Annotated in this window: 14 protein-coding genes; 5 read left to right on the top strand and 9 right to left on the bottom strand. The window is 65.6% G+C overall.

From position 1 onward, the window contains the following. On the bottom strand, positions 1-373 hold a 373-nt coding region (locus tag RMO04_RS00125), incomplete at its 3' end, for a hypothetical protein (RefSeq protein WP_309642769.1). Positions 374-603: 230 nt separating this feature from the next. Between RMO04_RS00125 and rpsD the strand changes: the two genes are divergently transcribed. Then, a complete protein-coding gene (gene rpsD, locus RMO04_RS00120) occupies positions 604-1,221 on the top strand; it encodes a 30S ribosomal protein S4 (RefSeq protein WP_254836338.1) in 618 nt (205 codons plus the stop codon). Positions 1,222-1,288: 67 nt separating this feature from the next. On the opposite strand, the gene RMO04_RS00115 is transcribed toward rpsD, so the two are convergent. The 6 genes from RMO04_RS00115 to RMO04_RS00090 all read right to left on the bottom strand — a co-directional run bounded on the left by RMO04_RS00115 (position 1,289) and on the right by RMO04_RS00090 (position 5,031). Next, complete coding sequence (locus RMO04_RS00115; RefSeq protein ID WP_309642768.1) at positions 1,289-1,708, bottom strand: thioesterase family protein; 420 nt, start codon at positions 1,706-1,708, stop codon at positions 1,289-1,291. Next, on the bottom strand, positions 1,705-2,049 hold the full coding sequence (gene grxD / locus RMO04_RS00110) for a Grx4 family monothiol glutaredoxin (protein ID WP_309642767.1): 345 nt from the start codon (positions 2,047-2,049) through the stop codon (positions 1,705-1,707). The genes RMO04_RS00115 and grxD overlap by 4 nt, the downstream gene beginning before the upstream one ends. A gap of 83 nt (positions 2,050-2,132) precedes the next feature. After that, the gene (locus tag RMO04_RS00105; RefSeq protein WP_309642766.1) at positions 2,133-3,017 is read right to left on the bottom strand and encodes an aldo/keto reductase; all 885 of its coding nucleotides are present in this window, start codon (positions 3,015-3,017) and stop codon (positions 2,133-2,135) included. Positions 3,018-3,027: 10 nt separating this feature from the next. Beyond that, positions 3,028-3,261, bottom strand: coding sequence for a BolA family transcriptional regulator (locus tag RMO04_RS00100; protein WP_309642765.1), 234 nt, complete (start codon positions 3,259-3,261; stop codon positions 3,028-3,030). 90 nt (positions 3,262-3,351) lie between these two features. Next, a complete protein-coding gene (locus RMO04_RS00095; RefSeq protein ID WP_309642764.1) occupies positions 3,352-3,771 on the bottom strand; it encodes a VOC family protein in 420 nt (139 codons plus the stop codon). Positions 3,772-3,798: 27 nt separating this feature from the next. Next, complete coding sequence (locus RMO04_RS00090; protein WP_309642763.1) at positions 3,799-5,031, bottom strand: serine hydrolase domain-containing protein; 1,233 nt, start codon at positions 5,029-5,031, stop codon at positions 3,799-3,801. A 112-nt stretch (positions 5,032-5,143) separates the two neighbouring features. On the opposite strand from RMO04_RS00090, the gene RMO04_RS00085 reads away from it, so the two are divergent. From RMO04_RS00085 to RMO04_RS00070, 4 genes are all read left to right on the top strand, one after another. After that, a complete protein-coding gene (locus RMO04_RS00085; protein ID WP_309642762.1) occupies positions 5,144-5,623 on the top strand; it encodes a CinA family protein in 480 nt (159 codons plus the stop codon). A gap of 105 nt (positions 5,624-5,728) precedes the next feature. Continuing rightward, complete coding sequence (locus RMO04_RS00080) at positions 5,729-6,124, top strand: hypothetical protein (RefSeq protein WP_309642761.1); 396 nt, start codon at positions 5,729-5,731, stop codon at positions 6,122-6,124. Further along, positions 6,124-6,687 carry a hypothetical protein gene (locus tag RMO04_RS00075; protein WP_309642760.1) on the top strand — a complete coding sequence of 188 codons (564 nt, stop codon included), beginning with the start codon at positions 6,124-6,126 and terminating at the stop codon, positions 6,685-6,687. The genes RMO04_RS00080 and RMO04_RS00075 overlap by 1 nt, the downstream gene beginning before the upstream one ends. Before the next feature lie 41 nt (positions 6,688-6,728). Continuing rightward, complete coding sequence (locus tag RMO04_RS00070; RefSeq protein ID WP_309642759.1) at positions 6,729-9,062, top strand: DUF2610 domain-containing protein; 2,334 nt, start codon at positions 6,729-6,731, stop codon at positions 9,060-9,062. Between the two features lie 199 nt (positions 9,063-9,261). Here the strand turns inward: RMO04_RS00070 and RMO04_RS00065 are convergent, their stop codons facing one another. Then, positions 9,262-10,023 carry a DUF3313 family protein gene (locus RMO04_RS00065; RefSeq protein ID WP_309642758.1) on the bottom strand — a complete coding sequence of 254 codons (762 nt, stop codon included), beginning with the start codon at positions 10,021-10,023 and terminating at the stop codon, positions 9,262-9,264. 56 nt (positions 10,024-10,079) lie between these two features. Then, positions 10,080-11,721: phosphoribosylformylglycinamidine synthase subunit PurL (gene purL, locus RMO04_RS00060; RefSeq protein WP_309642757.1), on the bottom strand; the 1,642-nt coding region annotated here is incomplete at its 5' end.

The raw sequence follows: 11,721 nt of genomic DNA, 5'->3' as shown, positions 1-11,721 counted from the left end.
GCGGAGGCGGGGCGACTATCGGGCGCGCGCAGGCCGCCTCATCGCGAGACAGTCCGCCGCGGGGTTCGCGGAAGCCGCCCAGATAGCCCAGGTCGCGTAGACGATCGGCGACGCAGGGGCCGGCGGCGGCGCGATACTCGGCCACCCACAGGGTCTCGGCCTCCAGATCGCAGTCGGCTAGCGAACGATCCTGGTCCGGCGGGGTTTCGATCCGGATGACACCTTGGAAGCCGGACTCCACCAGGGCGTTGGCCATGCAGGTGTCGGCGGCGACCAGACCAGGATCGGGCTCGAACGTCTCGGCCCACGCGGCGGGCGCGCCGAGGATCGTGAGCAGGGCCGAAAAGGCGGCAAGGCGAGCGAATTGGGTCATATCAGGCTCCGGAGGCCGACTATCCCACCGTCTCCTAGCCTCGCAAAGCAGGCTCCCCGCTGGGGCGAGATTGACTTTCCGCCCCGCCGCCGTCATACACCGCCCCTTCGCGCCGCCGGGAAACCGTGCGGGCCCGCGAACCTATGACGGGTGACCTGAACGCCGCCGTTGAAATCGCGCTCCCACTATCGGGGGCGCCGGCTTGGGTCGACTATGAAGAGAGACGACGTATGTCGAAGCGCCACTCGGCGAAGTACAAGATCGACCGGCGGATGGGCGAAAACATCTGGGGTCGCCCGAAATCCCCCGTCAATCAACGCTCCTACGGCCCCGGCCAGCATGGCCAACGCCGTAAGCAGAAGGTCTCCGATTTCGGCCTGCAGCTCCGCGCCAAGCAGAAGCTGAAAGGCTATTACGGCAACCTGACCGAAAAGCAGTTCTCGCGCACCTACACCGAGGCCGCGCGCCGCAAGGGCAACACCTCCGAGAACCTGATCGGCTTGCTGGAAAGCCGCCTGGACGCGGTGGTCTACCGCGCCAAGTTCGTGCCGACCGTGTTCGCGGCCCGTCAGTTCGTGAACCACGGCCACGTGCTGGTGAACGGCAACCGGGTCAACATCGCCTCCTACCGCGTGAAGGCCGGCGACATCGTCTCCGTCCGCGAGCGGTCGAAGAACATGGCCCTGGTGCTGGAAGCCCTGCAGTCGGGCGAACGCGACACGCCGGACTATGTCGAGGTCGACGCGAAAGCCATGACCGCCAAGTTCATCCGCGCGCCGGAATTCTCCGAGGTCCCGTACCCGGTGAAGATGGAGCCGAACCTGGTCATCGAGTTCTACGCGTCCTAACCGGCCGCCGAACCCGACCAAGATTAGCGAAGGCCCCGGAGCGATCCGGGGCCTTTTGCTTTGCCGCCTAGACGAAGCGCGCCACGATGTCCGGCGTCACCCGTTTGGGGCGGCCGGTCTTTGCGTCCACCAGGCACCAGACGGTGCGGGCCTGGGCGCACATGGCGCCGTCGGGGCCGTCGATGCGCACGAAGCGATCGAAGCGCGGGCCCTCGGGGGCCTCAGCCACCCAGGTTCGCGCCGTCGCGGTCTCGCCGGGCATCAAGGCGCGGCGGTAGTCGATCTCATGGCGCAGGACGATCCAGGCCCAGGAGGCTTGCTCTTCGTCCGGCTGCAGGGCGCGCCAATGCGAGGTGGCCATGTCCTGGATCCAGCGGACATAGACGACATTGTTCACGTGGCCGTTCTCGTCGATGTCCGACGGGGACGGTGTGAAGTCGCGGGTGAAGACCTGTCGGCCGGGCGGCGGCTCGAGGAGCCTGCTCACGCAGCCAGGACGCCCTGTTCGATCAGCAGGGGCTTCAGTTCGCCCGACTGGAACATCTCGCGGATGATGTCCGAACCGCCGACGAACTCGCCCTTCACGTAGAGCTGAGGAATGGTCGGCCAGTCGGTGAAGGTCTTGATCCCGTCACGCAGGCCGTCGTCCTGCAAGACGTCGACGCCGATGAAGTCGGCGCCCAGGTGGTCGAGGATCTGGACCACCAGGGCCGAAAAACCGCAGCGCGGCTGTTCGGGCACGCCCTTCATGAACAGCACCACGGGGTTTTCGGCCACGGTCTTGGCGATGAAGGCGTGGGCGGGATTGTCGATCGTGGTGTCGGTCATGGCTTAGCGGGCCTTTTCGGCGGAGTTGTCGCCAGAGAGCTAGGGATGGCCGGGCCTTCGGTCAAGGCTGGCGCGACCTGACGCTAGGCCCTGCGACGATCGGCGATCTCCCCGAACCGGGCCATCTCAATCTGGGCGGCCACGCCGGTGGGCAGGTCCTTGTCGGTGACCGCGGCCATTCGCTCTATGGCTTCAGTGCGAAAAAGCTCGAGCTGGATGGTGGCGAAGGTGGGCTCGGTCAGGGAGTAGGCCAGGCAGATCTCATCGGCCGTCCAGCCGGGCGTGTCGTGCAGGAAGGCGTAGGTGCCCGCGCCGGCCAAGGGCTCGGGTCGGCGGCCCAGCAGACCCCGTCCCGTCGGCGCTGTCTGGGCCCGGCCGAGACCGCCGGGGAAGGGCTCACAGGCCACTAGGGTCATGTTCGCCGCCGAGGCCTCTCGGATGCGGCGGCGCGCCTGCCAGTCCGAGGTGAGGCTGAAGGGTGTGTTGGCCACGTCGAAAGCGGCGCTGCGGATACCTTCATCCACCGCCGCACCGTCGCCGACGACGCCGACCTGCAGGCAGAGGCCGCTCGCCTTGAGCTGGTTCAGGTGCTCCAGGGCGTCGGGCGCCATGGTTTCGTAGGCCGTCTCGTCCATGGTCACGAGATCGAAATAGCCCGCCCCGGTCTTTTGCAAGCCGCTGCGAATGCTCTGGGAGATGGCCTGGGCGGTCAGCACGCCGCGCGGATCGCCGCGCAGTCGCCAGCTCAGGAACAGCAGGCGCCGCTCGACAGACTTGAGCGCCTCGCCCAGACCAAGGGCCGCGACGTCCAGGCCGGCGGCGACCTCGAAACAGTTGATGCCGTTCTCCATGGCGGAGAAGACCAGGGTGCGCCAGGCTTGCGGCGAGCTCATGTTCGGCGCTTCGCGCAGCAGCAGGCTGACGGCCGACACCGCCTTACCTGCTACGCCGAAGGGCCGATAGCGCATGGAACTCCTCTCAGGCCGGGGCTGCGGTTTCGAGGGCCAGTGCGTGCAACTCGCCGCCCATGCGGCCCTTCAGGGCCGCGTAGACGAGCTGATGCTGCTTCACACGGGTCAGGCCGGCGAAGGCCTTCGAGACGATCTTCGCCTTGTAGTGATCGCCGTCGCCGGCCAGGTCGTCGACCTGGATCTGGGCGTCGGGGAACGCCTCGCGAAGACTTCGCTCCAGTTCGGCGATGGGCATGGGCATGGGATTGCTCCGGTCGAAGAAAAGTTGTGTGCCATAAAGCTTAACAACCCTTGGATTTCCCTTGGGTTCGACGACGTCGGCCGGCCGGATTCAGGCCGCCGGATCGCCCAGGCGCGGCGCGAGCTCGTCATAGCCGCGATTGAGGAACTGGATCAGGCAGACGCCGTGGCCGAACGGGTCGACCATGACCACGATCTTGCCCCAGATCTCGGTTCGGATTTCGCTCTCCGGAAGGGCTCCGGCGGCGACGGCTTGAATGAAGGCGGTCTCGATGTCGTCCACCACGACGTCCAGGTGGACCGGCGTCCAATGGCGCGTGTAGCGGCGGGATTCCTGGCCGGCGCCCAGAGAACCTTCTGTCTTTTCAAGCAGATATATCTTCACCGGCCAACCCGACAACTCCGCGCCGCCGTCGCCGAAGCGCCGCGTGACCGTCAGCCCGAAGGCGTCGGTATAGAAGCCGATGGCCCGAGGCAGGTCGGGGACGTCGATATTGACCAGCAGATCCATCGACGTCCCCGCGCCAGAGCCTTCCCGTCAGTCGACGATGGCCGAGTAGATCAGGCTCTTCAACTGCCCGCGGAAGTTGAACGTGCCCGACGGCATGAGCTGGGTCATGAAGACCACCGAAAGATCTTCCTTCGGATCGACCCAGAAGATGGTTGAGGCCGCGCCGCCCCAATAATAGTCGCCGGCCCCCAGCGACCCGGTCGAGACCTGATCCTTGGTCGAGGCGAAGCCCAGGCCGAAGCCCACGCCTTCGTTGGCGGTCTCGGAGAAGCCGCCGATGGCCATCTGGGTCAGGTCCTTGCCGCCTGGGAGATGGTTCATGTGCATCAGCTCCAGCGTGCGCGGGCCCACGATGCGATGGCCGTCCAGCTCCCCGCCCCGGCGCAGCATCTCGCAGAACCGCAGATAGTCGGCGGTGGTGCCGGTCAGGCCGCCGCCGCCGGACTTGAAGCCCGGGTCGCCGGTGAAGGCGCTGGTCGCCGGATCGTCGATCAGCTTGAGCTGCTTGTCGGGGCCGCGCTGATAGTTGGCGCAGAACCGGTCGATCTTGTCGGGCGCCACGAAGAACGAGGTGTCGACCATGCCGAGGGGGCCGAAGATCTCCTCCTGGAGGTACTGGGCGAAGGGCTTGCCGGATATCACCTCGACCAGGGCGCCGCAGATGTCGGTGGCCAGGGAATACATCCAGCGCTCGCCGGGGTGATAGAGCAGGGGGACCTGGGCGAGCTTATCCAGGAAGCCCGCCATGCTGTCGGTCGAACCGGCGCTGCGGATCTTCAGTTCGCGATAGATCTTGTCCACTGGGTGTTGCAGGCCGACGCCCGGCAGACCGCCGCCATAGGTGAAGCCGCCAGTGTGGCTGAGGACGTCACGGAACGAGACCGGACGCCTGGGCGCCTCAGTGACCATCTCGGCGCCTTCGCCTGAGACCCATACGCGATGGTTCTTCCAGGACGGGACGAAGCGGCTGACCGGGTCGTTGAGCTGGAAATAGCCCTTTTCATACAGGGTCATGAGCGCGATCGAGGTGATCGGCTTGGTCATCGAATAGATGCGGAAGATGGCGTCGTCGGCCATCGGCTTGTTCCGCTCCAGGTCCATGGAGCCGAACGACTTCTGATAGGCGACGTGGCCGTGCCGGGCGACGGCGACCTGACAGCCCATGATCTTCTTCGGGCCGATATAGTTGCGTTCGAGATGGTCGGTAATGCGTTCCAGACGGCCGGCGTCTAGCCCCGTCCACTGAGATTGGGCGTCCATGAAAATATCCTCCCGAGAATAGCGGTCGTTCTAATTGGCGGGCATCATGGGCGCGCAGGCGTACGGAAGCCAAGAAAAACCAGCGGCCAGACCGCGAGGGGAGACGATCGTAATGGAAGCGTTGATGGCTCAGGCCGCGGTGCTGGGACAGCGCCTGAAGGACCGCAAGGAAACCGTGGCGGTCAATGAGAGCTCGTCCGGTGGCCTGGTCTCCGCGGCCCTGCTCTCGGTGCCGGGCGCCTCGGCTTACTTCATGGGCGGGGCGGTGGTCTACACACCCAAGGCGCGCGTGCTGCTGACCGACATTCCGCGCGAAGCCTTGGCCGGCATGCGATCGTCCAGCGAACCCTATGCCCTGCTGCTGGCCCGCAACGCGCGGGAGCGGTACGGCGCGACCTGGGGGATTTCCGAGACGGGCGCGGCGGGGCCGACGGGCAATCCCTATGGCGACGCGGCGGGCCACACCTGCGTGGCCGTCTCGGGGCCCGTCGAGATGGTGGTCACCGTGGAGACGGAGTCCGATGATCGAGCCGCCAACATGGAAGCCTTCGCCGCGGCCTGCCTGCGAATGCTGGAGGCGGCGACGAACTAGGGGTTGGAAGCCTCCGAGGCGGCTGAGTAGGCCGGTTTCCAGCGTGACGTCTCAAAATTCTATGCAATACTCTAGGTTGATGAATTGCAGGCGCGGGGGCGTGGCATGGGCTGGCGAAAGACGATCATTCTGGCCGTGTTCATGCTGTTGGCGCAGAGCCCAGCCTCGGCCCAAGAAGTCTGTAAGGCCTGCACCAAACGACTCGATCTGGATGAGGCGCGCTGGCAGTGCCTGATGCGCCAAAGACCTGTTCTCGAGAACGAGTCAGCCTCGCTGGTATTCTTTCAGCTAGATCCCGTCACCTGCAATTCCACCAACGGCAAGGCACGGAACACGTCCGTGGTGATCCCGGTTCGCGAAGGTAAGCCCGGCGACAACTCGCCGGTCTATGTCCTCACGAAGTGGCAGGTGAGTTGCTTGGCGCGCAACGCGCGTAGCGTGCGGGCGGATTCCGGGCGTTTTGTCTTCGACTTCACATCCCGCTGCCCACCCGGTCCGTGATGGTTTCGATCAAGAAGGCGTTGGACGGCATCTGGAAGGTCGAAGCGAATTGGCCTGGATTGTGGAAATCGCTTGCGATTGGTAGCGCCGGCGCCTTCGCGGTTTGGCAGTATTCGTCGTTGCTGAGCGGCACCGCGACGACGCACACCATGGACTACATCAAGCGATATGAGGATGGACGGGTCGCTGACGCGCGGCAGGACATTTCGAACACGCTTCGCACCTATGCGGATCAGTTCAACCGGCTTCAATTGTCCAACGAACAGCAGCACGCTGCAGTATTGAATCCGATTTTGGACCTCGAGCCAAAGCTCCACGCAGACATCGACACAGTCGTCGACTTTTTCGAAGGTCTGCGCACCTGCGTGCGCGAGCGCGTGTGCTCCAGCGAGGTCGCGCTCGGCTACTTCGGCGGAGCGGAGTCACGCCTCTTCTGGCGCAATTTCGAGCCGTACATAAACACTCGGCGTGAAAACAATCCCGACTACGCAAAGGGCCTCGAATGGTTTGTAACACAAGCTCCGTCGCCGCCCTCTCGACCCACGTCCAATCCCGTCGACTGACAGTCTCAACCATACTTCGCGCCCTGACAGCGATCCTGCTGATGGCTAGCGTGGTGTCGTGCCCAGCGGCCGCATCGGCGCAGCAGCGGTTCGCGCTCATCATTGGCGTGTCCGATTATGGCCGAGAGGCTTCCCTTCCAAATCCCGTCAATGACGCGAACCTGATCGCCAAGACGCTACGGTCGATCGGGTTCAGGGACGACGCGATTCAGTTGCTTCCGAATCCGACCAAGGGGCAGATCCGAAATGCACTGAACGAGCTATACAACAAGGTGCAGGCGCACCCCGATGCATTTGTCATGATATACTTCGCCGGACACGCGGTTCAGCTGGAAAACGTTAACTATTTACTTCCTAGGGGAATCGATTTACTTGGTCAGGCGGCGACGCCAGGCGACTACGATGATCAAGGCTTTAATGCGCAGCTGTTTGTGAACAAGCTGAGCCGGTCGAGAGCCAACGACCTGGTGGTGATCATTGATGCCTGCCGGGACAATCCGTTCGGCGGAAGCCCAGGCCTGGCCGAACTCACAGGCAGTGATACGGGGCCGAATTCGGTAATCGCGTTCTCCGCCATGGCCGGCCAAACCGCCGCCGACGGCCGCGGCGCCAACGGCCCCTACGCCGTCGCCCTCGCGGCGGAGTTGAGGACTCCCGACCGTACGCTGACGCAGGTGTTTGAGGGGGTTAAAGACCGCTTTGCAACGAACCCGGCGTTGGCCCGTCAACGCCCCTACAGCAAGGGATCAAGCTCGCTGCGCCTATTCGAGACGCCCGTATCGGGAGCGGAAGTCGCCTCCCTTGGCGCGGCGATCGTGCAGTCCAGCGCTCAAGAGGCGACAGGTGAGAAGACAACGCGCAGCGGCGATATTGCCGAGCTTGTGGGCCTTGATCGGATCGCCGGAGGCGACGACGGCCGGATCTTGTTGAAGGAGGCCCTGGCGCGTCGACCGTTGGCCAAGATCCGTCAGGAGGCGGACGCTGGCGACGGCTTCTCGCTGTATCTCATGGGTCTCGCCACCTGGGACGGACTCGGAGGCGCAGAAAAGGACCTGGAGAAGGCCGCCCAGTACCTAAGGCTGTCGGTCGCCCGAGGAAGCGGGCGCGCGGCCTCGGCCTTCGGCGTTTACCTTTGCTGTACTGTCGGCGGCCCTAAGAACGACAGGGAGGCCGCGCACTGGTTCAGGGTCGGCGACGTCCTGAACTCTCCAAGCGCCACTCGAAATCTCGCGATCTCCTATCGAGACGGCACTGGGGTCGACAAAAACATCCAGGAGGCGATCCGCTTGCTCAACCGGGCGGGCGAGAAGGGCTCAGGCCAAGCCTGGTCAAATCTTGGTTGGATCTACAACAATGATGACTACGGGATGCGCAACAAGGAGAAGGCCCGGTTATACTTCGAGAAAGGGTTGGAGAAAGGCGACTTCAGTTCGATCGAGGCCTACGCCAATGACTTCCAGTTTGGCGTGAAGGGCGATGGGAGCGACAAGGCGCCCGACAGGGCGCTTTCCATCTACGTCCGGGCCGCGAACGCCGGGTGCGGCCATTGCTGGCGCTTTGTCGCCCAAATGTACGCCGAAGGGGTGGTTGGTGAAGCCGATCCCGTCGCCGCATACGCGGCCTATTCAAAGGCGGCCGACGCCGGTGATGCGGCGAGCATGCTCGCGGCGGCCCGGCTCCTGAAGTCCGGAAAGGGTGTCGACAAGTCGCCCACCGCCGCCTACGCGCTCTACGAACGAGCGCGAGCCGCCGGAAGCCCTGAGGGCACAGGTTCGGTCGGTCAGGCCCTGGCGCGTGGCGAGGCCGTGCCGCGCGATCCGGCGCGAGCCGCAGGACTTTTGCGCGAGGTTCTGGCCTTCGATCTCAGTAGCGACCTGGAAACGCGCCACGCCGTCTATGCCCCGAACTATTGGGGCTACGCCCACGATTTAGCGAAGCTGCTCGCGGCTGACCTCGTGGCGCCTGCGTCGCCAACTGAGCTCGCCGACTTGCGCGCGCGCTACGGAAGTGAAACGGCGAACAACATGAAGCGCTTCACGGTCCCAATCGTGTGCGGCGATCGGAAGGTGCCCTTCCACATCTATATAATCGACTGGTCGCGTCCGAATGATGAGACGTCGCTGGACAGTCAAGCCGAATGGCTGAAGAGCCAGCGAGGATGCACTGTACCGACTGATGTCAGCACGTCGTTCACGAAGCTCAAGAGGATCGCATCGGAGAACAAGGTCTCGTTCGTCGACTTGACGGTGTACGCCCTTGGAGCGGCCCAAAAGGAAGAGGCTGCCAGCACCGCCTCCAAGGGCCAGCCGTCCGAGCCCGCCGGCGGAGCGCCGGCCCCCGATGAGAAGCCGAAGACGAAGGCAGAGCCTACTTAGCGCGGGGAGCTCGAAGTGGGGCATCCGGCTTCGCCGGCACCAGCCTCCGCGCTTGTTACAGCTGCAATCGAAGGTGCGGAGCTCAGGGCCAGGCTAGCGGTGGCGCTCGAGTGACGGTTTCACGCCACGCGCTTAGATCGCGGCGGGGAGCAACGTCTACCCAGACCGTACGCGTTCAAAGCACAGGACCGGGATCGATCTACTCATCGGCCTTCTTCGCCCCGCTCATCTCAGGCACGTACAGCCCGGTGGCGAAGCCCGCCAGGACGCCCTCGGGCCGGAAGCGTGGCCCGTAGGCGGCGCAGGGGTCGGGCTTGGCGGGGCCCGGCGACTTGACGCCGGGGGCGGTCATGGCCGCGGCGGCCTGGTCTGCGAAGGGCTCGGCGAACTGCAGGGCGTCGCCGACGCGGCTCAGCGACGGGTCATCCGTCCCGAGCGCCATGGCGGTGCGGCTCCAACTCAGGGCGGCGACTTGGCGGCCGCCTAACAGCATCTCGGCCTCGGCGCTGAGCGTCCCGAGCGTGCCTGGCGCGCGAATTCCGATCGGACCGGGAACAAAGAACGACGCCGCCGCCGCGGCGGCCGATCCGACCCGGCCGGTGGGCGTGACAGCGACGACCGCCGCCCGGACCTGGGCGGCGTCGGGCGCATCGCTCGCGGCGATCTCGTAGCGCTCGGAAAGCTCGAAGCAGAGCTGGGCGTCGATCTCGCGCAACAGCAGATCACGCTCAACCGGGGTCATCCAGCTCGCGGCGGCGGCCTGCGCCATAACGGTCGGTTGCAGGGCGACCTTGCGAAGCGCCGCGATATCGGGTCCGGCGGGCTTGATGGCGACACTGGCGCGCGCCGCGCCCGGCTTCGTGGTCAGGCCGTCATAGGTCGATAGGAACCCGGAGTTCTTGGCCGGGGTCGAACAGGCGGCGAGCGGCAACAGCAGGGCGAGGGTCAGGGCGGTCTTCAAGGCGGATCTCCGGTTCACCCGAACACTACGCTGAGCCGGCGCGTTGGATGCGTCGGTCAGGACATATAGCCCGGCATCCATCCCTCATTGGCCTCGCGCAGCTTGGCGAGGGGCAGGGTGAAGACCCCGTCGACCGCGATGTCCTCGCCGCCAGCCTGGCCCACGATGGCCGCCGGGAGGCCCGCGGCCTTGGCCGCCGCGAGCACCTTGTAGCCATCGGCGACGGCCAGCAGGTAGCGGGCCTGATCCTCGCCGAACAGCGCCGCATGAGGCGGGATGCCACCGGGGATCGTCAGACGTGCCCCGACCTTGGACGCCAGCGCCATGTCGCCCACGGCCGCGATCATGCCGCCGTCTGAAAGATCATGCACGACAACAGCTTGACGCGATAGAATCAGGTTCCGGATGAAGTCGCCGGTCTTGCGTTCCAGAGCCAGATCCACCGGCGGCGGGGCGCCGTCCTCGCGGCCGAGGATCTCGCGCAGGTACATGCTGGCGCCCAGCTCCCCGCGGGTCGCCCCGATCAGCACCAGGGCGTCGCCGGCCTTCATGCCTGAGAAGTCCGCGCGGAGGCTCGAGTCCGGCAGCAGGCCCACCGCGCCAACCGTGGGCGTCGGAGGAATGGCCGCACCATTTGTCTCGTTGTAGAGACTGACATTGCCGCTCACGACCGGGAAGTCGAGCACACGGCAGGCCTCGGCCATGCCGTCGATGGCGCGGACGATCTGGCCCATGATCTCCGGGCGCTCGGGATTGCCGAAGTTCAGGTTGTCGGTAATGGCGACGGGGTCGGCGCCCACGGCGGTCAGGTTGCGCCAAGCCTCGGCGACCGCCTGCTTGCCGCCCGTATAGGCGTCATTCTGGACGTAGCGCGGGGTGCAGTCGGAGGTGACGGCCAGGGCCTTCTTCGTCCCATGCACCCGAACGATCCCGGCGTCGGCGCCGGTGGCGCTGTCCTCCAGGGTGTCGGCCATGACGTGGCGATCGTACTGCTCCCAGAGCCAGCGCTTCGAGGCCATGTCCGGCGCGCTCATCAGCTTGAGGACTGCGTCGGCGTAGTCGGCGGGCTCGGGCACGGCGTCCGGCGATAGCCGGGGTTGCAGCTCGGTCGCCACCCAGGGACGGTCATACAGCGGCGCGTCGTCGAACAGCGGCGCCAGGGGCACGTCGCAAACGATTTCCCCCTTGTGCTTCAGCACCATGTGACCGGTGTCGGTGGTCCAGCCGATGGTGGCGGCGTCCAGGCCCCATTTCTTGAAGATGCGCTCGCCATCGTGCTCGCGGCCGGGCTTGAGGATGGCCAGCATCCGCTCCTGGCTTTCCGACAGCATCATCTCGTAGGCGCTCATGCCCTCTTCGCGCTGGGGCACCATGTCGAGGTCGAGCTCGATGCCCACGCCGCCCTTGCCCGCCATCTCGACGGAGGAGGAGGTGAGGCCCGCCGCGCCCATGTCCTGGATGGCGGCCACGGCGCCTGAGGCCATGAGCTCCAGGGTCGCCTCGATCAGCAGCTTCTCGGCGAAGGGGTCGCCGACCTGGACGGTGGGGCGCTTCTCGTCGGAGGCGTCGTCGAATTCGGCCGAGGCCATGGTCGCGCCGTGGATGCCGTCGCGGCCGGTCTTGGAGCCGAAATAGACCACCGGCAGCCCGGGTCCGGGAGCGGCGGAGTAGAAGATCTTGTCCGCGTCGGCCAAGCCC

Source organism: Phenylobacterium sp. (assembly GCF_031412415.1).
In the GTDB taxonomy this organism is placed as follows: domain Bacteria; phylum Pseudomonadota; class Alphaproteobacteria; order Caulobacterales; family Caulobacteraceae; genus Phenylobacterium.
Note: the sequence above shows the minus strand (reverse complement) of the source record. Positions and strands in the feature narration are given on the sequence as shown.